Genomic DNA, 24,113 nt, shown 5'->3' on the forward strand with positions numbered 1-24,113 from the left:
GCAGATAGCTACAAAACTAAAAAGGGACACGTATATGCGTGTCCCTTTTGGTATGCGTTAACTGCGTAACTACTCTTCGATGAACCAGTAGCCTTTGTTGACTAGGTTAGTGATAAGAGCAATAGCGGATGGACTTAAGGCATTCTCTGATGTGATGACTGAGTCATTACACAGCGACGTTAATAGAGCGCTGTCATTATCTTCAACCTTAATAACTTCACCATTGATGTAAGCAATGTTGGTCTCAGTTTCGTGGTATAGCGCTTTAAGGCCTGAAACTTTGTAGATCTCACCTTGTGCTGCTAAATGGTTAGAGACTTCTTCGGCACGCCATAGTGGATCAGGAGCAACGATATCAAGTTGATGGCGTGACTGACTAAGTAGACATCCCATAAAGTCACTGACTGTGTTTGGTTGCTCAAGTGCTGAATGTAGCATTTTTGTCAGGCTTGCAAGGTCTGATTGGCGTATCTGACCGAAGTTATTTTGCGTCTTGAACTGTGGATCATGGAGATGTGTGTCACCCATGTCATGCGCTAATACGAAGTCGGCAAAGTTGCTGATTAGCTCCTGCTCTTTCGGTGAGCGGTAGCCAATGGAGTAGCTCATTGAAGGCTCTAAGGTGGTACCTTCATGTGGGAAACCTGGTGGGATGTACAGAATATCACCAGGCTCTAACACTTGGTCGATGATAGGCTCAAAACCCTCAATTTGACGCAGTGCAGAAGCTTGGATGCTCTCTGTGTATTGCCCTTCGTCTTTCGCCCCCACTTTCCACTGGCGCTTGCCATGACCTTGCACGATAAACACATCATATTGATCAATATGAGGACCTACACCACCATGCTCCGCTGAGTAGCAGATCATAAGATCATCGAATAGCCAGTTCGGAAGGGCTTGAAATGATTCTGCCAATTGGGCAGCTCCTTGATGCCAATGGTTGGCAGCTTGAACAATAAGTTGCCAATGGCTTTGAGGGAGCTGACCAAACTTATCTTCACTAAATGGACCGTGTTCAGCCGACCATTTGTTATCTTGGTTAGATACAAAGCGAGAGTCGACTTCTTCTTCCATTGATAGGCCTGCCAGTTCTTCTGGGCTGATCGGGTCAACGAAATCTTTGAATCCGCCTTTGATGATGGTTGGTTGTTTATGCCAGTATTGTTCTACAAACTCGGCCATAGAGAAGTTAAGTTGGTACATGTGTATCCTGTTATATTCGTGCTAGGTGCTAGGTGCTAGGTGCTAGGTGCTAGGTGCTAATTTAGCTTGAAGGTCTTTCTCGACGATCTTAATTGCCTCTAAAGCAACCTTGGGATCGATTTCGTTGCTCTCAAAAAGGTAGATAAGATCAACCGCAAGTTTGATCTCATCTGGAGCGTTATCAAGTGGTGACTGGGTTTGTTCAGTGCTCATCTCTATTGGGAACCTCTAAATCTATCTGTCTGTGTATCTTTTTCATGGACTCTTCACAGCGCTCTAGTCGCTCAGTCGCCAGTTTCCATGCTTTCTCTGCCTGTTCTTTTTGATAGGCGGGAGCGGAATCAAATGATGCCTTTCTCTGTTGAACTATGTTTGATAATCGATTGTGCCAGTCTTGATGTTGCGCGAGGTTGTTGTAGAGCTGATTGGTCGAGTGCTCTTGGTTGAAGCTTCGATCACTACGCAAATCATAGTTTGCCAGTTCGCGTTGTAGCGCTGCGACTTGATTAGTCAGCTTTTCCGTTAAGTGTAGGGCTCTCTCGGCAGATAATTGCTGGTGACTTTGTTCGAGTAAGATACGCTTATAGTTCGCTTGCGCTTCAAGCGCGTAGGGCATTAATAATTTTGCCCGTGAGTTAAATAGCGTGCTATCAAATAGTGGTTGATGATAAGCACCACGCGCTCCATCGACTTGTTGACAGTGGCCGATTAAGGTTTCAAGTATCTTAGCGAGTTGATTGAATTTAGACATGCCCAAACGTTCGTTTAGTTAAAGATTTACAAACCAAGCTTCGTAAGCGAGTTTGATGGCAAGGATACTCACTACCGTAACAAAGACCGGGCGGATAAACTTAGCGCCAAAACGGATAGCTGAATGAGCCCCAACAAATGCGCCAACCATTAAGCAAACGCCCATCGTCAATCCAAGAACCCAATCAATATGACCTAGGATTGCGAACGTAACTAAAGAGGTGAAATTGCTGGTGAAGTTCATCGCCTTCGATAAACCAGATGCGAGCAAAATGTTTAGGCGATAAAGAGCCATAGAACTCACTGTCCAGAACGCTCCGGTTCCGGGACCAGCCACGCCATCATAAAACCCTAATGTAAAACCTTGAGCTATCTGTTTCTTCTTCAAAACTGGGCATGGCTTGAGTGGCACGCTCTGGTTTGCATTCGGCGTTTTGTGAAAAATGGTGTAGATCGCAGCGGCCAAAATCACAAGAGGAAGCACTTTTTCAAGCCATTCTGTACTGATGGCGTCGACGACTAGAGTTCCGACTGTCGCGCCAATTAAAGTTGCAACAAAAGCGTTGAGCCAACATTGAGGCTTGAACAGCTTTTTCTTGTAATAGGTAAACGCGGCTGTTGAAGACGCAAATGTAGCTGCAAGCTTATTGGTGCCGAGCGCAATATGAGGAGGTAGTCCCAGAGACAATAAAGTAGGTACGGTTAGCATACCGCCGCCACCGGCAACGGCATCAATAAAACCCGCAGCAAAGGCAACTAGGGCTAATATGACCAACATGGTTGGTTCAATCATTTCCATAAAATAGCTATTATTCTCGTTATATGCTGTATGAGCAGCGTAGCTTTGTAATTTGCTGGTCAGCAAATCAAAAACAGTTTTTATTAGGAGTGCGTTTGCAGCTCAATTCGTTAATATTTTATCGTACGTTTAAAAGGCGGTAGAGAGTCTAATAAGGACTTGCCATAACGCTTTGTGACTATGCGTCGATCAAGGATCGTGACTTTACCAGAATCTCGTTCTTTACGCAGTAGTCGACCGACAGATTGGATCAGTTTTTTACTCGCTTCAGGAACCGTGATTTGCATAAACGGATTTCCTCCCTTGGACTCGATGTATTCTGAATGAGCCTGCTCTACAGGTGAGGTAGGAACACCAAACGGAATCTTGGTAATAACGAGGTTTTCCAATAGCTCGCCTGGTAAATCAAGCCCTTCTGAAAAGCTACCTGTACCGAAAAGCACACTGGTTTTTCCTTTATCTATAAGGTTTTTATGTTTTTTTAGAATTTCCGCACGTGATGTATCGCCTTGCACTTGCAAAGCCCAACCCTTTTTAACGAAATCTGTGGATAAACCTTCAGCAACCTGATTCATTTGCCAGTATGAAGAGAATAAAACGAGGTTGGCTTTGTTGTCTTCAATTACCTTAGGCAAAATCTCGATAAGATATTCAGTAAACTGCGGAGCTTGTGGTTCGTACTTCATTGCTGGAACTACTAGCTCGGCTTGATTTTGATAATCAAACGGAGACGCTAACGCAAGAAACTGCACACCATCCTCAGGTTTTTGACTGATGCCGGCCTGATGGCAGAAGAAACTGAATGAGTTTAAAGCTCGCATGGTCGCTGAGACGAGAACCGCACCGACGCAACGGCTCCAAATCTGCTGATCCAACTGCCAGCCAACCTCTAAAGGCGACACATTAACAATGAAATCGCCTTCACTCTCTTTATTTAGTTCTAACCAGCGTGCAAGAGGTGCGCCTTTTTCTCGTTTGGGCTCTGCCATTAAGCGCCAGACTTGTGCGAGGTTTTCTGTTCGCTGTATATAGAAGCCAATTTCAGCGAGGGCTGGTTCCGCGAGTTTGGCGGAAAGCTCGCCGTCTTTCACTCTTTCTGCGATAAGGTCTGCAATCTTTGCGACGGCTTGACTCGCTTTCTGGCTTAACTGCTTTAGGTCTTTTGATTCGGTTTCAAGCCATTCGGGAAGATCACCATGCTCGAAACGATATAAGCCATCTTCAAATTGTGTTGCATCAAAGCGATTACTCAACTGAGAAAGGGTTGGTATGAGCTGTTGAACTGAGTCTTGAAGCTCATTTCTGAATCGATAGACTCGTTTCTCTTCTGCTAGGCCTGAAAGTTTGCTGATCGATTGATTCAAACGTTCTAACCATGAAGCGGCACCTTTTAAACTTGCTGCAGCCGATGAGTGATCACGCGCAACGTGAGGTAAATGGTGTGCTTCATCGAATACATAAATACTGTTCTCAGGCTCTGGGAGAATAACGCCACCGCCTAAGTCTGCATCTGCCATGACCAAACTGTGGTTCGCAATAATCACATCCGCTTTATCAAGTTCGGAGCGGGCTTTCTGAAAAGGGCAGTCTCGATGTGCAGGCATACTGTTGTTGCAGCTGTGCTTGTCGCTCACGATCATTTGCCAAATCATGTCGTCAATAGGTTTAGGCCACGAGTCTCTATCGCCATCCCATTTACCTTGAGCAAAGCTTCGGTACATGGTTTCCAGTTGCTCTATGTCTTTCTTCTTCGGCTTAGATTCAAACATCGCCATCTGGCCACCATCAGCGCCACACGCCACTGCAAGCTTTTCGGCACAACAATACCGTTGCCTGCCCTTCGCTAAGATAAAAGAGAACTCTCTGTCGGTGAGTCGTCTATATAGAGGGAGGTCTTTATTTACGAGCTGCTCTTGTAGCGCCACAGTCGCAGTTGAAATAATGATTTTTCGGTTGTTGAGCACCGCGACAGGAATTGTCGCCATTAAGTAAGAGAGCGATTTACCGATTCCAGTACCAGCCTCAGCCACAATCATGCGGTTACTCTTGTGGTATTGCCCACATAGTGTCTTCGCTATTTCAGCAACAAGATAGTTTTGAGCGCGTCTAGGTACAAAGTTTTCCAACTGAGATTGAAGGTTTTGATAACTAGTGCGAATAGAATTTTGTATTTTAGTGGTTAGCATACTGTGACCCAAGTAACGAAGCCGCGATAGTAGCACATTTCACTAGCCTGTTCATTTTCCGCGAAATAGGTCGCTTTTGAATCAAAGGTAGATCTTGTTCACAAAAAAAAACTGAACCTTCATGAAGTTAGCGATTTTATTTATTGTGCGAAATATAAATATCAAAAAAAATACCACTTTAAGTGTATAACTCTGAAAATTGGTTGTTTGGTGTGTGTTTTTTGGTGTTTTTAACTATGTTGGTTGTTTTTAGGTCTATTATATTTTTGCTAAAACAGGCCGAGAAGTGTCTCGTAAAATGATGAAAAAAATTGTAAGTGATTGAATTTGTTTAATTTGTCTTTTTTTTAGGTTTGTTTTTAGTTTATTTGACACGCAGGATAATCTTTTGCAATCTAGACCTCGAAATTTAGTGACGGTGATTAACCAACAAAGAGTGGTAATGACCATCACAAAAAATAAAAAGGGAACCGGGCAAGGATCTCCCATTCTTAGAAAAGGCAGTGGATTTATTATGAAAAAGACTCTATTAGCTCTAGTAGTAGCAGCAGCTTCTACTTCTGCATTCGCAAACGTTGATACTCAAAACTCTAAGCCAGAGTTCGAATTTGACCCAATGCACAAAGACCAGTTTTCAGTTTCTGGTGCAATCGGTCTAGGTGGTTACTACGATACAGCTTCTAAAGCTCTATACGATGACTGGGCAACAGCTGTAACAGTTGCAACTATCTACCAAAACAACCGTCTACGTGGTTACCTAGAAATCGATCTAGAGATGAACTACAGCACTGACGAGTCTAAGAAAGCAATCCAATCTGGCCCAGCTACTGACGTAGATAAAGCATGGCTAGGTTACGAGACTGATTTCGGTCTACTTTCTTTCGGTTGGGAAAACGACACTGCTCTTGATAAAGTAGATGGCGCTGGTGATACAACTTACGAGTTTGGTTCTTCTGCAGGCGACACTTCTGACGCATTCAACGTAATCAAATTTGAAGGTAAAGCTTCTGCATTTGCATACGGTATCTCTACTTTCGAAACTGACGATGACCGTGAAGCAGCTGAAACTGGTTACAATGGTTACTTCGGTGTAGAGCAAGAAGTATTCAACATCTACGCTGGTTACGAAACTCGTGAAAACGGTAACGAAGACGAAGAAATCGTATCTCTATCTGGTAACGTAAAAGTAGGTGCTGCAACTCTTGGTGCAAACTTCTGGGTTAACGATCTAGAAACTTCTACAAACACTGGTAAAACTGAAACTGGTTACTACCTATCTGGTTCTTACCCAGTAACTGAGCAACTAACTCTAGCTGCAGGTTACAACGGTGTAACTACTGATTCACAAGTTGCTGGTACTGCTGACGTAGACATGTCTCGCGTGAACATCGCTGCTATGTACACTCTTAACGACCGTGTAGACATGGGTATCGATATCCTACAAGACGTAGACACTGGTGACTCTGCTAAAGACGAAGAAACTTACGTATTCGCTGCAATGTTCTACAGCTTCTAATCATTGCTTAATTAGCAAGTCTTAGAAATTGATAAAAGCCAGTCTTTCGACTGGCTTTTTTACGTTTGAATGTAATGAATAGTTGTAAATTTATATAAAATTAGCCGTGGTATGCGGCTAATTTTGTTTTGTGTCAGTGTTAGGCTGGTGGTTGCTACTTCAAACCTCTTTCCATTCCCCTGGCTGCAAATCATCTAAAGTCATCCCACCCATTGAATAGCGAATAAGGCGCAGAGTAGGGTATCCGATATTAGCCGTCATACGACGTACTTGACGATTACGCCCTTCGATGATCGTAATGGCAAGCCATGTTGTTGGAATCGTTGCACGAAATCGCACTGGTGGATTACGTTCCCAAACACTAGGCTCTGGCATAACCTCTACTTTGGCTGGTAATGTCATACCATCTTTGAGCTCGACACCTTTTCTCAATTTATCTAAATCGTTCTCTGTTGGAGCACCTTCTACTTGTACCCAATAGGTTTTCGGTGATTTAGAGTTAGGTTGAGTCAACTTAGCTTGATAAATACCATCATTAGTTAACACCATTAATCCTTCGCTGTCTCGATCCAAGCGGCCTGCGGCATAAACGTCTTTGACGGGGATAAAGTCAGCTAGAGTTTTTCGGCCTTCACCGTCGGTAAACTGACTCAACGTGTCGAATGGCTTATTGAAGAGAATCACTTTTCTGTCTTCAAGAACGACTCTAGGTTTATCGTTGCTTGGTTTACGTTTGTAGCGCTGTTTACTGGATGAATGACTCTTGCTTGTAGAAGAGGAGCGGCGTTCATTTCCTTTGTGGTTTTGACGCGATGAGGTATTGCTGCCTTGTTTAAATTGACCACCTTGTCGAGAGGAGCCATTAGAGCGCGAAGTGCTACGAGAGCGAGTAGACATGTTAACTACCTTGCAAAAATGTAAACGAAGTGTGCTGAAAAGTTTTCACTGAAACGGAATTGAGCTATCATTTGCGCGCCTAAAAGACACAAAATAGAACAAGTTAATGGACTATAACGCCCAATTTGTTTAATTATACCAACGTGTTTTATTATAACAACGCACTCACGGATTTGGTTCATGCCGTCATAAAACGGTATGAAAAATAAGATAGAGTACGACTATCGAGTAGACCTTCGTTGCTCTCAAGCACTGTCTACTGGTCAATTTAAACATTCTCACGATGAGTGAGCTTGTCAGAACTATAGGGAAATTTCATGCCTACTGAAAAACCAACCATCATCTATACGATTACAGACGAAGCACCAGCACTAGCGACATACTCTCTACTGCCTATCATTCAGTCATTCACTGCTTCTTCTGGTATCAACGTTGATACTCGTGATATCTCACTTGCAGGGCGTATTATTGCTAACTTCCCTGATTACTTAACTGAAGAGCAACGTATTGGTGATGCACTTGCTGAACTTGGCGAGTTGGCAAAAACACCGGAAGCAAACATCATCAAGCTTCCTAACATTTCAGCGTCTATCCCACAACTTCAAGCAACCATTAAAGAGCTTCAAGCGAAAGGTTACGCGCTTCCTAACTACCCAGAAGAAGCAAGCACTGACGAAGAGAAAGCGATCAAAGCAACTTACGATAAGATTAAAGGTAGTGCAGTAAACCCTGTACTACGTGAAGGTAACTCTGACCGTCGTGCGCCACTTTCTGTAAAAAATTACGCGAAGAAAAACCCACACTCAATGGGTGCATGGGCTGCAGATTCTAAGTCTCATGTAGCGAGCATGGACGGTAAAGACTTCTTCGGTAGCGAAAAATCAACCACTATCGACGGTGCAACAGAAGTAAGCATCGAGTTTGTTGGTCAAGATGGCGCGAAGAAAACACTGAAACCAGCTTTCGCTCTGCAAGATAAAGAGATCATCGATACCTCAGTAATGAACAAGGCTGCGCTTGTTGCTTTCTTTGAAAAAGAGATTGCTTCAGCAAAAGAGCAGGATGTACTGCTTTCTCTGCATATGAAAGCGACAATGATGAAAGTTTCTGACCCTGTGATCTTTGGTCATGCGGTTAAGGTTTACTACAAAGACGTATTCGCAAAGCACGGTCAGTTGTTTGAAGAGCTAGGTGTTGATGTGAACAACGGTATTGGCGATGTATACGCTAAGATCGCATCTCTACCACAAGACCAGAAAGAAGCTATCGAAGCTGATCTACAAGCGGTATACGAGACTCAACCACCTCTAGCAATGGTTGATTCAGATCGTGGCATCACAAACCTACACGTACCAAGTGACATCATTGTTGATGCATCAATGCCAGCGATGCTGCGTTCTTCTGGTCAAATGTGGGGTCCAGATGGCAAGCAGAAAGATACTAAAGCGATGATCCCAGATCGTAGCTACGCGAGCATCTACCAAGCTGTTATTGATTTCTGTAAAGAGAATGGTGCTTTTGACCCAACAACAATGGGTAGCGTACCAAACGTTGGCCTAATGGCTCAAAAAGCAGAAGAGTATGGCTCTCACGACAAGACGTTCATCCTCGATGCTGCTGGTACGGTTCAAGTTGTAGACGCAAGTGGTGCAGTTCTTCTTGAGCAAGCGGTCGAAGAAGGCGACATCTTCCGTATGTGTCAGGTGAAAGACGCACCAATTCAAGATTGGGTTAAGCTTGCAGTAACACGTGCTCGTGCTTCAGGTACTCCAGCAGTATTCTGGCTAGACGAGTCTCGTGCACACGATGCAGAGCTGATTAAGAAAGTAAATGCTTACCTACCTGAGCACGATACAGATGGTCTAGAACTGAAGATTCTTTCTCCACTTGAAGCAACTAAGTTCTCTCTAGTTCGTATCAAAGAAGGTCTAGATACAATCTCAGTAACGGGTAACGTTCTACGTGACTACCTAACGGATCTATTCCCAATTCTAGAGCTAGGCACGTCAGCGAAAATGCTATCTATCGTTCCATTAATGAACGGTGGTGGTCTGTTTGAAACGGGTGCTGGCGGCTCTGCTCCTAAGCACGTTCAACAGGTAGAAAAAGAGAACCACCTACGTTGGGACTCTCTAGGTGAGTTCCTAGCACTGGCGGCTTCGCTTGAGCACCTAAGCACAGTAACGGGTAATGCTAAAGCTCAAGTACTAGCGGATGCTCTAGATAAAGCAACAGGCGAATTCCTAGATATGAACAAGTCACCATCTCGTAAAGTGGGTGAACTTGATAACCGTGGTAGCCACTACTACCTAGCGACATACTGGGCTAAGGCTCTTGCAGAGCAAACGGTAGATGCGGAGCTAGCACAAGAGTTTGCAAGCGTAGCGGCTAAACTATCTGAAAGTGAAGAAGCAATCGTTGGTGAGCTAAACAGTGCGCAAGGTGTTAAAGGTGAACTGGGTGGTTACTACCTATTTGACGATGCTTTGACTTCAGCTCTAATGCGTCCAAGCGCAACACTAAATGCTGTGATTAATGCATAGTTATGATTTAGGTTAATCTAAATCTAAATCTTATTTAAAACGCTCCGCTAGGGGCGTTTTTTATTGGCCAAACAAAAAACGCCCTGTTTTAAACAGGGCGTTTAAGTAAGAGCAGTAAATGAATAGCGACTACTTTGTTTGGTTAGTTTCTACTGGTACTACGGAGCTTGCATGTGAGCCTTTCGGGCCGCTTTCAACTTCGTAATCGACTTGTTGCCCCGCCTTGAGTGTTCGGTAACCCTCCATCTGAATCGTTGAATAGTGTGCAAAAATGTCACCCTCTTCACCTTCTGGACAAATGAAACCAAACCCTTTGGCATTGTTAAACCATTTTACTGTACCTGTAGCCATGCTATACATCCCTCATGCATTTTGTTACTGATGTTGTTTATATCAACTTTAAAAAGTGTCATTGATACGATTCTGAAACGACGAAAATTATCGTCATTGTTCTGAACTTCTACATTGCTGACATGAAATATCGCTGCCTTGCGTAATTATTCCGTGTTGTTAAATTTTAATGTAAAAAAACCTTTTAGCTCCAATGTAGCTAATGATTGAGCACAGTCAATAGGAAATTGGTAGAAAATTGATCATTTTTAATAACAAATCACACCTGAGAATCTGCACTATTTATTAACTTATTTGTAACTTATGAGCGCAAATATATGTTTTGTGTATGTTTATGCTGCCTTTTTAATCAATCACATATGTTAATCGACGCAATAGCCATCTTTTATTTGCAGCAAGGTAAATGGTGGATTAGGCTGAATGTATAGGTTTGATTTTTGGTCTCGTTTTCTAGCACCGTTTCTTAGTACACCCCAAACGGTGAATGTGGTAGATTTAAGTCTCGCATATGTCCGATGTCCAAAAATAACCTTAGCAAAGCTAACATGAGTAGAAACTTTGAATGGGCGGCTCCAGGCTCTGATTTACTGGAGAAAGAAAAAACGAAAGTTAAGCCACCGGCAATGTATAACGTCGTACTCAATAACGATGACTACACGCCAATGGACTTTGTAATCGAGATCCTAGAGCGATTTTTCTCACTAGATATCGAGAAAGCAACGGAAATTATGCTCAAGGTTCATTATGAAGGTAAAGCTATCTGTGGGACTTACAGCGCAGAGATAGCGGAAACAAAAGTAGCGCAAGTAACGATGTACTCAAAGGAAAATGAGCATCCGCTACTATGTACAATGGAGCAAGCTTAAAGACTTGTTCGGACAACACTGTTGTTCCCTTAGGAGGTACTTATGCTGAATAAAGAATTAGAATCAAGCTTGAACGGCGCTTTTGCTCGAGCGCGAGAAAAGCGACATGAGTTTATGACTGTCGAGCACCTCCTACTTGCATTATTAGAAAATGATGCGGCTAAGGAAGCGTTATTGGCATGCCAAGCCGACCTTGATGCTTTGCGTAATGAACTCGATATTTTTATCGACCAAACGACTCCTCTTATCCCAGAAAGCGACGAAACGCGTGAGACTCAGCCGACACTAAGTTTCCAACGCGTTCTACAGCGTGCTGTTTTCCATGTTCAATCATCGGGTCGCAGTGAAGTGACCGGTGCCAACGTTCTTGTGGCTATTTTTAGTGAACAAGAGTCTCATGCTGCATACTTGTTGAAGAAAAACGATATCAGTCGCTTAGATATTGTGAACTTCATTTCTCACGGTATCACTAAAGCAAGTAACGAAGGCGATAGCGCTTCCTCTTCTGATTCATTCGGCGCCGAAAGCGCAGAAGAAGCGAGTTCAGAGGACAGATTAGAAAACTTTGCGACTAACCTTAATGAAGTGGCAAAGAAAGGTAATATCGATCCACTTATCGGCCGTGACAAAGAACTTGAACGCACCATCCAAGTACTGTGTCGTCGTCGCAAAAACAACCCTCTACTTGTCGGTGAAGCGGGCGTAGGTAAAACTGCGATTGCCGAAGGTCTTGCGTGGAGAATCGTAGAAGGTCAAGTGCCTGAAGTGATTCAAAGCAGTGTAATCTACTCATTAGACATTGGTTCTCTACTTGCGGGTACTAAATACCGTGGTGACTTTGAGAAACGTTTTAAAGCGATTCTTAAGCAGTTAGAGAAAGAAGAAGATGCGATCCTATTCATTGATGAAATCCACACCATTATTGGTGCAGGCGCAGCTTCGGGCGGTCAAGTAGACGCAGCAAACTTAATCAAGCCACTACTAAGCAGCGGTAAACTGCGTTGTATCGGTTCAACCACCTATCAAGAGTACAGCAGTATCTTTGAGAAAGAGCGTGCATTGTCTCGCCGTTTCCAGAAAATTGATATTGTTGAACCATCACTGGACGATACAACCAAGATCCTGATTGGTCTTAAGCCGAAGTATGAAGCGCACCACGAAGTTCGTTATACCAACAAAGCCTTGCGTGCTGCAGTAGAGTTATCCGCTAAATACATTAATGAGCGTCACCTGCCAGACAAGGCGATTGACGTTATTGATGAAGCGGGTGCTCGTAGTCGCTTAGCTCCAGCAAGCCGTCGTAAGAAAACGGTTAGCGTAGCGGACATCGAGTCTATGGTTGCGAAAATGGCTCGCATTCCTGAGAAATCAGTTTCTTCTTCAGATAAAGATATTCTTCAGAACCTTGATGACCGTATGAAAATGTTGGTATTTGGCCAAGATACGGCAATCGATGCATTGAGTGAGGCAATTAAGCTAACTCGTGCTGGTCTTGGTGCTGACAACAAACCAGTAGGTTCATTCCTGTTTGCTGGTCCAACAGGTGTTGGTAAAACAGAAGTGACAGTACAACTATCTAAATTGATGGGTATTGAACTGCTGCGCTTTGATATGTCTGAATATGGTGAGCGTCACTCGGTAAGCCGTTTGATTGGTGCGCCTCCTGGTTATGTTGGTTACGACCAAGGTGGTCTACTAACGGATGCTGTTATTAAGAACCCTCACTCAGTTGTCCTACTGGATGAGATCGAGAAAGCACACCCTGATATCTTTAACCTGCTATTACAGGTAATGGATAACGGTACACTAACAGACAACAACGGCCGTAAAGCTGACTTCCGCAATGTGATCCTAGTGATGACAACCAACGCGGGTGTGGCGGAAACAGAGAAGAAATCGATCGGCTTGATCCAACAAGATCATGCGCCAGACGCGATGGGTGAAATCAAGAAAGTGTTTACGCCTGAATTCCGTAACCGTCTTGATAACATCATCTGGTTCAACAGCCTAGATCCGACAGTAATTAGCCAAGTGGTTGATAAGTTTATTGTTGAGCTTCAAGTTCAACTGGACGCACGTGGCGTGTCTCTAGAGGTATCAGAAGATGCTCGTCATTGGCTAGCCGAGAAAGGCTACGACAAAGCGATGGGTGCTCGTCCTATGGGACGTGTTATTCAAGAGCAACTCAAGAAGCCTCTGGCCAATGAACTGCTGTTTGGTAGCCTGGTTGACGGTGGTACTGTGAAAGTAACGCTGAAGAAAGATGAGTTGCAATTTAGCTACGTTGGTGCGAAAGAAGAAGTGATGCACTAGTCATCCTCTTCTATAAACACAATCTAAAACGTACGGCTTCGGTCGTGCGTTTTTTTATGTTTTGAAGATACGAGATACGAGATACGAGATACGAGATACGAGATACGAAGAGAGATGGAGAAAGATAAAGAAAAGCGGTTAAGACCAAGCGCCAAATGTTGGGCAATAAAAAACGGAGCACTAGGCTCCGCTTCTTATCGTATTCACTAATGAGACATTAACGAGCACGGAAGACGATGCGGCCTTTAGAAAGGTCGTATGGAGTCATCTCAACAGTTACTTTGTCACCAGTAAGAATACGGATGTAGTTCTTACGCATTTTACCAGAGATGTGTGCTGTCACTACGTGACCGTTTTCAAGCTCAACACGGAACATTGTGTTTGGTAGAGTATCAAGGACAGTGCCTTGCATCTCGATTACGTCTTCTTTAGCCATCTAATCCTCTTTCGACATTTGGCGGTTTTCAACGGCGATGATAGTGCCGTCAAAATCAAATTATGTAAAGTTGTGGCGTATTCTACCCTTGCCACACTTGATTTACTAGCCTTTGATGACGTTGAAATCGCACTTTATAGTTCATAGCGGGGCATTCGTCGATTTGATAACCCAAATAAAGCCACTGTTTTTGGGTTTGTTGAGCATGTTGAATTTGAAACAAAACTCCAAGCGTACCTAGCGATAAATCGATATCTGGGTCAAAAAAGGTGTAAAACGCACTGGTACTTTGGCTCATGACATCTGTTACGGCAATCGCCACTAATTTTTCATTGTGGTAGATGTGTAAATATTGAGTGTCCAACCAATCGTTCTTTGAAAACTGCAAGAATTCGTTTTTCTTAGGCGGGTACATGGTCCCTGAGCGGTGGCGAGCGGTGATATAACGGCTATACAATTCAAACCACGTCTCATCCATTTGCGGTTTCATTGTCCAAGTTAATGATTTGGCTTTATTAAGAAGACGCTTTTGGCTTTTCGAAAGCTGTATCTCTGGAATAAAGAGTCTCAAGGCGTGACAAGAAGAGCAATTGTCGCAATGAGGTTTGTAGATGGTTGCACCGCTGCGACGAAACCCATTGGCCAACAGAACTTCATAGTTATCCGGCGTGTGCATGTGTTCATCCAGTGTGACAGCGACACGCTCTTGTCGCTCTGGCAAGTAGCTACAACTATGATTATCGGTCAATCCGATTCTGATCTGGTGTAAGCCTGAACTCATTCCGAACAATCCTCAAGCCATTGTGGTTGAAAGCATGCAGCTGCAATAGACTGCTCTTTTAATAATGACAGAGATTCGAGAAAAGTCTCTCTTTCGATCTCCATTGCTCCGAGCGACTCCAGATGTGGGTTCATTACTTGGCAATCAATGAGTTGCCCACCATATTGTGAAAAGTGGCGGCAAAAGTACCAGAGTGCGATCTTAGATGCGTTGGTTTGAGTGCTGAACATGGATTCACCGCAAAAGAGTTGACCGCGAAGAATGCCATACAAACCGCCAACCAGTTCCTCGCCTTTCCAAACTTCAACGGAATGGCAATGCCCCATTTTTGCTAGTTCGATATAGGATCGCTGCATATCTTGGTTTAGCCATGTCTCTTCAGCAGGGCGTAAGGATGAGCAAAGCCCGATCACTTTGTCTGTCGCTTGGTTGATGCTGACACGGTATCTGTTCTTGCGCTGAAATTTTTTGACACTTTTAGCCGGTTTAAATGTCTTAGGAACAAACACGGCTCGCGGAGCGGGGCTCCACCACAGAATGGGTTCACCTGGACCGTACCATGGAAAAATGCCATGACTATAAGCATTGAGAATACGTGCAGGAGAAAGGTCTCCACCAAAAGCCAGTAATCCGTTGGGATCATCAAGCGCTTCAAATGGTGAAGGGAATTCTATACTAGTAGTATCCAACTCTGTTAAGTATATAGTCATTGCTATCGCTTATAGATTTACATAGACCAAAGGTCATTAGGAGTGTTGTCATGAAGAAATTGCTTTGGATTTTACTGTTTTTGCCTCTTATAGCAAATGCAGCCTACAACAGGAATCAAGCTCGACCGGTCAATGAGGTTGTTTACGGTGAAATTGATACCGTTCGTTATATCACTCAACAAGAGATTGTAGAGTCGAAAGCCAACGGTTGGGAAACGCTGCTTGGCGCGGCGATTGGTGGCTTGATTGGTAACCAGTTTGGTGGTGGTACCGGTAAAGAAGTGGCGACAGCCGTTGGTGCAGTGGCGGGCGCAGGTATAGCCAGAAACAGAGCCAATACCCAATATCGAGTAGAGTACAAGCTTGTCGAGTTGTTGGTCAAAACCGATGACAATAAGCTGGTCAACATTATTCAAGATGTCGACAGCTCGATGCTTTTTTCTCGCGGTGATGACGTGCGAATTCTGTACTTTTCTGATGGCGTACGTGTTGATCTAGTGTACTAGTTTGAAATTACACCTTGTTTGGAGGCTGATTGAGGTTTTTCTGGTCGATTTGCTCTGGAGTTCATCGAAAAAGTTCGTTAGTCTGCAATTACGAAGAATTATTCATCGCCTGAAAATAAATCGAAGACGGTCAGTCAGGTGATACAAGGATTAAATAAATTTAATGGAAAGCCTTACGTTACAACCAATACAAAAAGTGAGTGGGGAAGTTAACCTACCTGGCTCAAAAAGTGTTTCTAACCGAGCATTGCTACTTGCAGCGCTTTCGAGTGGTAAAACGCGCCTAACTAACCTTTTAGACAGTGACGATATTCGTCATATGCTGAATGCTTTGACTAAGCTGGGCGTTAGCTACCAGCTGTCAGACGACAAAACGGTTTGTGAAGTGGAAGGTCTTGGTGGTGCGTTCGCAAGTCAAGAAGCGTTAGAACTGTTTCTTGGCAATGCTGGCACTGCGATGCGTCCGCTTGCGGCAGCACTGTGTCTAGGTTCAGGTGAGTACGTATTAACTGGTGAGCCGCGCATGAAAGAGCGACCAATCGGCCACCTAGTCACGGCACTTCGAGAAGCAGGTGCAGATGTTGAATATCTTGAGAATGAAAACTACCCACCATTGAAAATCAAAGGCACAGGCTTGAAGAGTGGTACGGTATCAATTGATGGTTCTATCTCTAGCCAGTTCCTAACCGCTTTTTTGATGGCTGCACCGCTTGCTGAAGGCGAAATCACCATCAAGATCGAGGGTGAGTTAGTTTCTAAACCTTACATCGACATTACTCTGCATATCATGAAACAGTTCGGTGTTGATGTTATCAATAATGACTACCAAGAGTTTGTGATCCCAACAGGCCAGCAATACGTTGCGCCGGGTGATTTTCTTGTCGAAGGTGATGCGTCATCAGCATCTTACTTCCTAGCAGCTGCTGCAATTAAAGGTGGTGAGATTAAGGTAACGGGTATTGGTAAAAACAGCATCCAAGGTGATATTCAGTTTGCAGACGCACTTGAGAAAATGGGTGCCGAGATTGAATGGGGTGACGACTACGTTATCTCTCGCGTTGGCCAGCTGAAAGGTATTGATATGGATTACAACCATATCCCTGATGCTGCGATGACGATTGCAACCACGGCACTGTTTGCCGAAGGTACGACTGCAATTCGCAACGTGTACAACTGGCGCGTAAAAGAGACAGATCGTCTTGCTGCAATGGCGACTGAGCTGCGAAAAGTGGGTGCTGAAGTGGAAGAGGGCGAAGATTACATTATTGTTCAGCCTGTTTCTGAGCTTAAACATGCGGCAATTGATACGTACGACGACCATCGTATGGCAATGTGTTTCTCTTTGGTAGCGTTGAGCGATACTCCTGTAACAATCAATGATCCTGGCTGTACGTCAAAGACTTTCCCTGACTACTTTGACAAGCTAAAAATGCTTAGTCAGTAGAACGATAATAATGAAAAAAGCTTGCTCCAGGGCAAGCTTTTTATCTATTTGTTCAGCATAGTCTTCATTGGTTTAACGAAAGCTATTGTCGCGACAACGTCATCTACCTGTCGGATCCGGAACTGTTCCCGTATCGGCATTATTGCTGCAGCGTAAACTCTTTGGAGAGGTGGTGAGCTAGGTACTTGAACATATTGAATACTGCGGTCGTATTTTCAGTTGGTAAGCCATTGCTGTCTAGGAAGTATTCGCCTTTAAATACCAACACGTCATCCTTCTCTGTGACGCTATCCGCACGCATTCCCTCTATATAGTCATCATGAGATTGAATGACTTGGTTAGCGATAAGCAGAAGGTCGAACTCTGTGATTACTTGTTTACTCATTGAGATTCTCTAATAACGATGGATAGGTGGAGTTTAGAGCGACAAAGTAGAAATTCAATGACCTGACCCCAAGTAGGGTAGGAGTTTTCTATTTTATGTTCGATATTTTGTGATTTATGACAAAAATAATTGAACAGGGCTCGCCATTGAAACATAGACAAGATTAGTATGACCCCGTTTATATAAGAAGCTTGAAAAACAGGCATTTTGAAGTACGGTTTGATTGTACTTTACTCTCAAATCCTATTGTGCCCCTTTTCTCAACTGAGTCGCTGAATTGTCGAGCGATCAGATCCAATTTTGAAAAAAGCGGTTGATCTTCTTTTAATCTCGCACAATAGTAAAAAAAGAAGCAATGAATTTAGAATATCATGCGTAAAAGCCCACAGTAGATTTGTTGGTGCTGAAGCATCGTGATTAAGGACGTTAGTGTCAATATGGGTAAATCGCTCGTTATAGTGGAGTCGCCAGCCAAGGCTAAAACTATCAATAAATATCTTGGCAAAGACTTTGTCGTTAAGTCGAGTGTAGGTCACGTGCGTGACTTACCAACCGCAGGACAAAGCACAGGCAAGAAGGCGGCTGCTGTTTCAACAAAGGGTATGAGCCCAGAAGAGAAAGCTCGTATCAAGAAAGAAAAAGATCGCAAAGCACTCATCAAGAAGATGGGTATCAACCCATATAAAGATTGGGAAGCGAACTATCAGGTTCTGCCAGGCAAAGAAAAAGTCGTGGCTGAACTCCAAAAGCTAGCTGAGAATGCAGACCATGTATATCTCGCAACCGATTTGGACCGCGAGGGAGAAGCTATCGCATGGCACCTTCGTGAGATCATCGGTGGCGATGAAGCGAGATATAAACGAGTAGTATTTAACGAGATCACCAAGAACGCGATTCAACAAGCGTTTGAAACTCCTGGTGAGCTTAATATTGATGGTGTAAACGCTCAACAAGCACGTCGATTTATGGACCGTGTTGTAGGTTTCATGGTTTCGCCACTACTTTGGAAAAAAGTAGCACGTGGTCTTTCTGCTGGCCGTGTTCAGTCGGTAGCCGTTAAGCTACTGGTTGAGCGTGAGCGCGAGATCAACGCATTCATTCCAGAAGAGTTCTGGGACATCCACGCCGATACACAAACTGGCGACAAGACTGATTTCCGTCTGCAGGTTGCTCAGAAAGCCGGTGTTGCTTTCAAGCCTGAAAATGAAGAACAGACAAAAGCAGCGCTGAGTATTCTTGAGAAAGCCGAATACGAAGTCTGCAAGCGTGAAGACCGCCCAACAAAGAGCAAACCGTCAGCACCTTACATCACTTCTACGCTTCAACAAGCTGCGAGTACGCGTTTAGGCTATGGCGTTAAGAAGACGATGATGTTGGCTCAGCGACTCTATGAAGCGGGTTACATCACGTATATGCGTACTGACTCAACTAACTTGAGCTCAGAAGCCGTTGAGATGGCACGTGAATACATCAATTCAGAGTTTGGCGATAAGTACCTGCCAGCTAAGCCACTTGTTTACGGTAGCAAAGAGGGTGCACAAGAGGCGCACGAAGCAATCCGTCCATCAAGTGTTGAAGTGAAGTCTGAAGACCTGAAAGGTGTTGATGCAGACGCTCACAAACTGTATTCGTTGATCTGGAACCAGTTCGTGGCGTGTCAAATGACACCTGCACAATACGATTCAACGACGATCAGTGTAAAAGCTGACGAGTACACACTAAAAGCGAAAGGCCGTATCCTTAAGTTTGATGGCTGGACTCGCGTACAACGCCCTATGGGTAAGAACGACGATACAATCCTGCCGTCGGTTGAGTTAGGCGATAAGCTTAAACTTGTGACGCTTGATCCTAAGCAGCACTTTACTAAGCCACCTGCACGTTACACAGAAGCAGCCTTGGTTAAAGAGCTTGAGAAACGTGGTATCGGTCGTCCATCGACGTACGCATCAATCATCTCGACTATCCAAGACCGTGGTTATGTAAAAGTTGAGCAGCGCCGTTTCTATGCTGAAAAAATGGGTGAGATTGTTACCGACCGTCTCGACCAAAGCTTTAACGACTTGATGAACTACGACTTCACTGCTCGAATGGAGCAGAAGTTGGACCAAATCGCAGAAGGCGAAGCGAACTGGAAAGGCGTTCTAGATAACTTCTTTACAGACTTCACTGGTGATCTTGAGAAAGCTGACCTTGATGAAGCTGCTGGTGGCATGAAGCCTAACCACATCGTAGAAACGGATATTGAATGTCCGACTTGTGGCCGCAATATGGGTATCCGTACCGCGTCTACTGGTGTGTTCCTTGGTTGTTCAGGCTATGCATTGCCACCAAAAGAGCGTTGTAAGACGACGATTAACCTTGGTGACGAAGAAGGTATTATCAATGTTCTTGAAGAAGACGTTGAAACTGCTGCACTGCGAGCTAAGAAGCGTTGCCCAATCTGTGAAACAGCGATGGACGCTTACCTGATCGATGACAAGCGTAAGATGCATGTTTGTGGTAACAACCCGAACTGTGATGGTTACGTTGTAGAGCACGGTGAGTTCAAAGTTAAAGGTTACGATGGTCCGGTTGTTGAATGTGACAAATGTGGTTCAGACATGGTTCTGAAAAACGGTCGCTTTGGTAAATACATGGATTGTACAAGCGATGACTGTAAGAACACACGTAAGATCCTGAAGAACGGTGAAGTCGCGCCTCCGAAGGAAGACCCTGTGCATTTCCCTGAGCTTCCATGTGAAAACTCAGATGCGTACTTCGTACTTCGTGACGGTGCTTCTGGTCTATTTATGGCAGCAAGCAACTTCCCTAAATCTCGTGAAACTCGCGCTCCATTAGTGGAAGAGTTGGTTCGATTTAAAGACCGAATTTCACCGAAGTTCCAATACCTAACGACTGCGCCTGTGGCTGACCCTGATGGCAAGCCAACGGTAGTCCGCTTTAGCCGTAAGACCAAAGAGAATTACGTACGTACTGAAGTCGATGGTAAGCCATCTGGTTGGACAGCGTTGTTTATTGATGGAAAGTGGGAAGTCACCGATAAGCGCAAAAAGCCTAAAGAAAAGTAATTAACAAAAAAGCAGCCTAGTTTGGCTGCTTTTTTTTGTTCTGAATATGAGTTTTTATGCAACATGGTGCAATATTTGTCTCAAAGGTGAAAAATAAATTCTTTTGATGTGTGAAATAATTTGGAAAAGAAAGTGTGATTTCTTTGCGAGCATTAACATTAATGTAACTGAATTAAAATATTGTAATTAGTAGATCACCATTTTGATGTAGAAGGCATGTGTTTTCATTGTTAATGTAATGTTTCTGAAAGTCTTTGTAATGTGAGCTGCTTTAAGAGTTAGAAAAGCAATCGTTTCACATACCACAGAATGGCATCTTAAAAATTGAAATCGACTGAAAAGTCGATAACGTATATAAAACCAAGTGCAAAGAATAGTGCACAGATAACAACGTTTGGCTTAGTATTTTGTCACTGAATATGAATGGATATGTACTAAGTGCCTAAAATAAGAGTTGGTGCTTGCCCCCAAAGGTTTACCCCTTAATTAAGTACCAACATCGACAAGCTATAAATATATGGAGAATAAAATGGCTGGTGTATTGGGAATGATTCTTGCTGGCGGTGAAGGCTCTCGCTTAAGACCTTTAACTGAATCTCGCAGCAAACCCTCGGTTCCATTCGGCGGAAGCTACCGCTTGATTGATTTTGCTTTAAACAACTTCGTAAACGCTGATCTTATGAAGATCTACGTTTTGACACAGTTTAAGTCGCAATCACTATTCCATCACATGAAAAAAGGTTGGAATATCAGTGGGATAACAGATAGATTCATCGACCCAATTCCTGCGCAAATGCGTACGGGTAAGCGTTGGTATGAAGGCACGGCTGATGCGATTTATCAGAACCTTCGTTTCATGCAACTAGAAGAACCGGATCAAGTATGTATCTTTGGTTCTGACCACATCTATAAAATGGACATTAAGCAAATGCTTGATTTCCACAAAGAGAAGAAAGCGGCGTTAACGGTTTCTGCTCTACGTATGCCTTTGGCTGAAGCATCAGAATTCGGTGTTATCGAAGTTGATGCAGAAGGGCGTATGATTGGCTTTGAAGAGAAGCCGGCTAATCCTAAATCAATTCCAGGTGACCCTGATTCTGCACTCGTTTCAATGGGCAACTACGTGTTTGAAGCGAACGAATTGTTTGCTGAACTGGTAGAAGATGCAGATCGTGAAGGCTCTTCACATGACTTTGGTAAAGACATCATTCCAAACATGTTCCCACGTGGTGACGTGTTTGTTTACGACTTCAGCACCAACCGTATCACTGGCGAGAAAGAAGAAGTGTACTGGCGCGATGTGGGTACGATCGACGCTTACTGGCAGGCACACATGGACCTGCTAGAAAAAGATGCGCCATTCTCCCTATACAACCGTAAATGGCCACTTCACACTTACTACCCGCCACTACCGCCAGCAACCTTTACAGATTCTGCGAATGGACGTGTGCAGATCATCGATAGCTTAGTATGTAACGGTAGCTATGTACGTGGCTCGCGAATCGAGAAGTGTGTACTTGGTTTCCGCAGTAATATTGCATCTGCTTGTGATATCAGCGAAAGTATCTTACTTGGCGACGTTAAGGTGGGTGAGGGCTGTGTTCTTCGCCGTGTTATCGTCGATAAAGATGCAGATATCGCACCGGGCACTCAAATCGGTGTGAATCTGAAAGAAGATAAAAAGCACTACCATGTTTCAGAAGATGGTGTTGTAGTAATCCCTAAAGGAGCACGAGTTGGTTACTAAGACTCTCTCGGTACTTTTTGTAGCGTCTGAAGTTGAAGGTTTAATTAAAAGTGGTGGCTTGGCTGATGTAGCCAAGGCACTGCCTAAAGCGTTGCAAACACTCGAACAGGACGTTCGAGTGACCATCCCCGCATACAGCAAAATCCCAAATGTTGAGTCGGCTGAAGTTATTTTGTCGACTGAACTCGATCACTGGCCTCATACGGCTTATCAAGTTAAGAAACTAAGCGTTGAAGGTGTGCAAGTTTTTGGTATTGAATGCCAACAGTACTTTGAGCGCCCGGAAATGTATGCTGAGAACAATCAAGCTTACGCCGATAACGGTGAGCGATTTGCGTTCTTCAGTGCGGCATGTCTCGACATGCTGCCAAAGTTAGGCTTTCAACCTGATATTGTTCATGCCAACGATTGGCATACTGGCTTTGTTCCATACCTGCTGAAATCTCGTTATCAAGAGCACGATTTCTTCAAAGATATGCGTAGTGTTATTTCGATACACAATGCCGTCTTTAAAGGCGTATTCTCATATGATGAGTTACAAAATCTGCCAGAAATGCACGGTCGATATGTACCGGAAGCCGCAGTCAGTGACACTCATGTCACCATGCTGAAAGCTGGCGTGATGTGTGCAGACAAGATTAACGCCGTTAGCCCGACTTACGCGGAAGAGCTTAAAACAGAGCTTGGCAGCCATGGTATGGCGAAAGAGTTCCAACACCGTTCTAATGACCTATTTGGAATTTTAAACGGCTGTGACTATGGATCATGGAACCCTGAAACGGATGCTTATCTTCCGCGCAAATATAAGGCCACTAAACTTAGTATGGCGCGAGGCAAGTTTGCTTGTAAGCAAAAGCTGCAACAAGACGTTGGTCTTCCTGAGGTAGATTGCGCCGTGTATGGCATGGTTTGTCGTTTGACTAACCAAAAGGGCGTTCACTACTTAATTCCAATCATTGAAGAGTTCTTAAAGAACGATCTGCAAATTGTGATAGTAGGTACAGGCGATCCGGTATTGGCAAGTCAGCTTAAAGAGCTTTCAGCGTTGCATTCAGAGAAGTTTTCGTTTGTGGAAGCTTACAATAACGAACTGGCACATTTGGTTGAAGCTGGCTCGGACTTCTTCTTAATGCCATCGGAATTTGAGCCTTGTGGTTTGAATCAGATCTACAGCATGGCTTATGGTACGCTGCCAATTGTTCGTTCAGTGGGTGGTTTGAAAGACAGTGTTAATCATTACGATGATAATCCTGAAATAGCTACGGGTTTTGCTTTTAAAGAGCCAACGCCGCAAGCTTTGCTTTCAGTGTTGCACCGCTCTTTACTGCTTTATGCTCAAAAACCTGCCGAAGTTCGTCGCGTACAGCTCTATGCTATGCAACAGAACTTTTGCTGGGAAGATGCCGCTAAATCTTATCTAGAGATGTATCACACAGCGTTGTAACTTGGGTATGTGAAATGTAAGGTGTTCCATAGTGAACACCTTTTTTCGTTTTTAATGTGTCACAATAAACGTTTAAATTACCAATAATTCCATATAACGCTTTGGGAGTAATTGTGGTTGAGCTATTCATAACACTGATAAGATGATTGACACTACTATCACTTAATC

General features: G+C 43.9%; 20 protein-coding genes. 9 read left to right on the top strand and 11 right to left on the bottom strand.

What is annotated here, in order from left to right:
* Positions 1–69: 69 nt before the first annotated feature.
* From L1D60_RS07815 to dinG, 5 genes are all read right to left on the bottom strand, one after another.
* The gene (locus L1D60_RS07815; RefSeq protein ID WP_239840579.1) at positions 70–1,203 is read right to left on the bottom strand and encodes a cupin domain-containing protein; all 1,134 of its coding nucleotides are present in this window, start codon (positions 1,201–1,203) and stop codon (positions 70–72) included.
* A gap of 42 nt (positions 1,204–1,245) precedes the next feature.
* Complete coding sequence (rsmS, locus tag L1D60_RS07820) at positions 1,246–1,416, bottom strand: pleiotropic regulatory protein RsmS (RefSeq protein WP_239840580.1); 171 nt, start codon at positions 1,414–1,416, stop codon at positions 1,246–1,248.
* Positions 1,406–1,954, bottom strand: coding sequence for a primosomal replication protein (locus L1D60_RS07825; protein WP_239840581.1), 549 nt, complete (start codon positions 1,952–1,954; stop codon positions 1,406–1,408). The genes rsmS and L1D60_RS07825 overlap by 11 nt, the downstream gene beginning before the upstream one ends.
* An 18-nt stretch (positions 1,955–1,972) precedes the next feature.
* Complete coding sequence (locus tag L1D60_RS07830; protein ID WP_239840582.1) at positions 1,973–2,752, bottom strand: TSUP family transporter; 780 nt, start codon at positions 2,750–2,752, stop codon at positions 1,973–1,975.
* 110 nt (positions 2,753–2,862) lie between these two features.
* Positions 2,863–4,938, bottom strand: a complete 2,076-nt coding sequence (gene dinG, locus L1D60_RS07835) for an ATP-dependent DNA helicase DinG (RefSeq protein WP_239840583.1) — start codon at positions 4,936–4,938, stop codon at positions 2,863–2,865.
* 514 nt (positions 4,939–5,452) lie between these two features.
* On the opposite strand from dinG, the gene L1D60_RS07840 reads away from it, so the two are divergent.
* Positions 5,453–6,454: a porin gene (locus L1D60_RS07840; RefSeq protein WP_239840584.1), complete on the top strand. Its 1,002-nt coding sequence runs from the start codon at positions 5,453–5,455 to the stop codon at positions 6,452–6,454.
* Between the two features lie 159 nt (positions 6,455–6,613).
* Here the strand turns inward: L1D60_RS07840 and L1D60_RS07845 are convergent, their stop codons facing one another.
* Positions 6,614–7,351 carry a pseudouridine synthase gene (locus L1D60_RS07845; protein ID WP_239840585.1) on the bottom strand — a complete coding sequence of 246 codons (738 nt, stop codon included), beginning with the start codon at positions 7,349–7,351 and terminating at the stop codon, positions 6,614–6,616.
* A 317-nt stretch (positions 7,352–7,668) separates the two neighbouring features.
* Here L1D60_RS07845 and L1D60_RS07850 point away from each other — a divergent pair, with 317 nt between their 5' ends.
* Positions 7,669–9,894: an NADP-dependent isocitrate dehydrogenase gene (locus L1D60_RS07850; RefSeq protein WP_239840586.1), complete on the top strand. Its 2,226-nt coding sequence runs from the start codon at positions 7,669–7,671 to the stop codon at positions 9,892–9,894.
* A gap of 129 nt (positions 9,895–10,023) precedes the next feature.
* On the opposite strand, the gene cspD is transcribed toward L1D60_RS07850, so the two are convergent.
* Positions 10,024–10,245 carry a cold shock domain-containing protein CspD gene (gene cspD / locus L1D60_RS07855; protein ID WP_239840587.1) on the bottom strand — a complete coding sequence of 74 codons (222 nt, stop codon included), beginning with the start codon at positions 10,243–10,245 and terminating at the stop codon, positions 10,024–10,026.
* 545 nt (positions 10,246–10,790) lie between these two features.
* On the opposite strand from cspD, the gene clpS reads away from it, so the two are divergent.
* Together clpS and clpA are read left to right on the top strand one after the other, a co-directional pair.
* Positions 10,791–11,111, top strand: coding sequence for an ATP-dependent Clp protease adapter ClpS (gene clpS / locus L1D60_RS07860; protein ID WP_032549455.1), 321 nt, complete (start codon positions 10,791–10,793; stop codon positions 11,109–11,111).
* A gap of 42 nt (positions 11,112–11,153) precedes the next feature.
* Positions 11,154–13,424 carry an ATP-dependent Clp protease ATP-binding subunit ClpA gene (clpA, locus tag L1D60_RS07865; protein WP_239840589.1) on the top strand — a complete coding sequence of 757 codons (2,271 nt, stop codon included), beginning with the start codon at positions 11,154–11,156 and terminating at the stop codon, positions 13,422–13,424.
* A 217-nt stretch (positions 13,425–13,641) separates the two neighbouring features.
* On the opposite strand, the gene infA is transcribed toward clpA, so the two are convergent.
* From infA to aat, 3 genes are all read right to left on the bottom strand, one after another.
* Positions 13,642–13,860 carry a translation initiation factor IF-1 gene (gene infA, locus L1D60_RS07870; protein ID WP_001040192.1) on the bottom strand — a complete coding sequence of 73 codons (219 nt, stop codon included), beginning with the start codon at positions 13,858–13,860 and terminating at the stop codon, positions 13,642–13,644.
* A gap of 82 nt (positions 13,861–13,942) precedes the next feature.
* Positions 13,943–14,641 carry an arginyltransferase gene (locus L1D60_RS07875; protein ID WP_239840590.1) on the bottom strand — a complete coding sequence of 233 codons (699 nt, stop codon included), beginning with the start codon at positions 14,639–14,641 and terminating at the stop codon, positions 13,943–13,945.
* On the bottom strand, positions 14,638–15,351 hold the full coding sequence (aat, locus tag L1D60_RS07880) for a leucyl/phenylalanyl-tRNA--protein transferase (protein WP_239840591.1): 714 nt from the start codon (positions 15,349–15,351) through the stop codon (positions 14,638–14,640). Before aat ends, L1D60_RS07875 begins: the two co-directional genes overlap by 4 nt.
* 50 nt (positions 15,352–15,401) lie before the next feature.
* Here aat and L1D60_RS07885 point away from each other — a divergent pair, with 50 nt between their 5' ends.
* Both L1D60_RS07885 and aroA read left to right on the top strand, forming a co-directional pair.
* Positions 15,402–15,857: a glycine zipper 2TM domain-containing protein gene (locus L1D60_RS07885; RefSeq protein WP_150871810.1), complete on the top strand. Its 456-nt coding sequence runs from the start codon at positions 15,402–15,404 to the stop codon at positions 15,855–15,857.
* A gap of 163 nt (positions 15,858–16,020) precedes the next feature.
* Positions 16,021–17,301 (top strand): 3-phosphoshikimate 1-carboxyvinyltransferase, encoded by a 1,281-nt coding sequence (gene aroA / locus L1D60_RS07890; protein WP_032549447.1) that lies wholly within the window; start codon positions 16,021–16,023, stop codon positions 17,299–17,301.
* A gap of 139 nt (positions 17,302–17,440) precedes the next feature.
* Here aroA and L1D60_RS07895 read toward each other — a convergent pair whose 3' ends face one another.
* Positions 17,441–17,686, bottom strand: coding sequence for a YciN family protein (locus tag L1D60_RS07895; protein ID WP_239840592.1), 246 nt, complete (start codon positions 17,684–17,686; stop codon positions 17,441–17,443).
* Positions 17,687–18,123: 437 nt separating this feature from the next.
* On the opposite strand from L1D60_RS07895, the gene topA reads away from it, so the two are divergent.
* The 3 genes from topA (at position 18,124) to glgA (ending at position 23,945) form a co-directional block, all read left to right on the top strand.
* A complete protein-coding gene (gene topA / locus L1D60_RS07900; RefSeq protein ID WP_239840593.1) occupies positions 18,124–20,754 on the top strand; it encodes a type I DNA topoisomerase in 2,631 nt (876 codons plus the stop codon).
* Positions 20,755–21,271: 517 nt separating this feature from the next.
* Positions 21,272–22,501, top strand: coding sequence for a glucose-1-phosphate adenylyltransferase (gene glgC / locus L1D60_RS07905; RefSeq protein ID WP_084181813.1), 1,230 nt, complete (start codon positions 21,272–21,274; stop codon positions 22,499–22,501).
* A complete protein-coding gene (glgA, locus tag L1D60_RS07910) occupies positions 22,491–23,945 on the top strand; it encodes a glycogen synthase GlgA (protein ID WP_239840594.1) in 1,455 nt (484 codons plus the stop codon). The genes glgC and glgA overlap by 11 nt, the downstream gene beginning before the upstream one ends.
* The last annotated feature ends 168 nt before the right edge of the window (positions 23,946–24,113 follow it).

Origin of the sequence: Vibrio sp. Isolate30 (assembly GCF_022397975.1) — a bacterium.
Classification (GTDB): Bacteria; Pseudomonadota; Gammaproteobacteria; order Enterobacterales; family Vibrionaceae; genus Vibrio; species Vibrio fortis.

What these genes read in the sequence shown, in the direction of transcription:
- clpA (WP_239840589.1), top strand. Translation starts at nt 11,154, where the DNA reads ATGCTGAATAAAGAATTAGAATCAAGCTTGAACGGCGCTTTTGCTCGA.
- clpS (WP_032549455.1), top strand. Translation starts at nt 10,791, where the DNA reads ATGAGTAGAAACTTTGAATGGGCGGCTCCAGGCTCTGATTTACTGGAG.
- L1D60_RS07815 (WP_239840579.1), bottom strand. Translation starts at nt 1,203, where the DNA reads ATGTACCAACTTAACTTCTCTATGGCCGAGTTTGTAGAACAATACTGG.
- aroA (WP_032549447.1), top strand. Translation starts at nt 16,021, where the DNA reads ATGGAAAGCCTTACGTTACAACCAATACAAAAAGTGAGTGGGGAAGTT.
- glgC (WP_084181813.1), top strand. Translation starts at nt 21,272, where the DNA reads ATGGAGAATAAAATGGCTGGTGTATTGGGAATGATTCTTGCTGGCGGT.
- L1D60_RS07850 (WP_239840586.1), top strand. Translation starts at nt 7,669, where the DNA reads ATGCCTACTGAAAAACCAACCATCATCTATACGATTACAGACGAAGCA.
- cspD (WP_239840587.1), bottom strand. Translation starts at nt 10,245, where the DNA reads ATGGCTACAGGTACAGTAAAATGGTTTAACAATGCCAAAGGGTTTGGT.
- dinG (WP_239840583.1), bottom strand. Translation starts at nt 4,938, where the DNA reads ATGCTAACCACTAAAATACAAAATTCTATTCGCACTAGTTATCAAAAC.
- L1D60_RS07830 (WP_239840582.1), bottom strand. Translation starts at nt 2,752, where the DNA reads ATGGAAATGATTGAACCAACCATGTTGGTCATATTAGCCCTAGTTGCC.
- L1D60_RS07845 (WP_239840585.1), bottom strand. Translation starts at nt 7,351, where the DNA reads ATGTCTACTCGCTCTCGTAGCACTTCGCGCTCTAATGGCTCCTCTCGA.
- infA (WP_001040192.1), bottom strand. Translation starts at nt 13,860, where the DNA reads ATGGCTAAAGAAGACGTAATCGAGATGCAAGGCACTGTCCTTGATACT.
- L1D60_RS07885 (WP_150871810.1), top strand. Translation starts at nt 15,402, where the DNA reads ATGAAGAAATTGCTTTGGATTTTACTGTTTTTGCCTCTTATAGCAAAT.
- aat (WP_239840591.1), bottom strand. Translation starts at nt 15,351, where the DNA reads ATGACTATATACTTAACAGAGTTGGATACTACTAGTATAGAATTCCCT.
- topA (WP_239840593.1), top strand. Translation starts at nt 18,124, where the DNA reads ATGGGTAAATCGCTCGTTATAGTGGAGTCGCCAGCCAAGGCTAAAACT.
- L1D60_RS07840 (WP_239840584.1), top strand. Translation starts at nt 5,453, where the DNA reads ATGAAAAAGACTCTATTAGCTCTAGTAGTAGCAGCAGCTTCTACTTCT.
- L1D60_RS07825 (WP_239840581.1), bottom strand. Translation starts at nt 1,954, where the DNA reads ATGTCTAAATTCAATCAACTCGCTAAGATACTTGAAACCTTAATCGGC.
- L1D60_RS07875 (WP_239840590.1), bottom strand. Translation starts at nt 14,641, where the DNA reads ATGAGTTCAGGCTTACACCAGATCAGAATCGGATTGACCGATAATCAT.
- rsmS (WP_239840580.1), bottom strand. Translation starts at nt 1,416, where the DNA reads ATGAGCACTGAACAAACCCAGTCACCACTTGATAACGCTCCAGATGAG.
- L1D60_RS07895 (WP_239840592.1), bottom strand. Translation starts at nt 17,686, where the DNA reads ATGAGTAAACAAGTAATCACAGAGTTCGACCTTCTGCTTATCGCTAAC.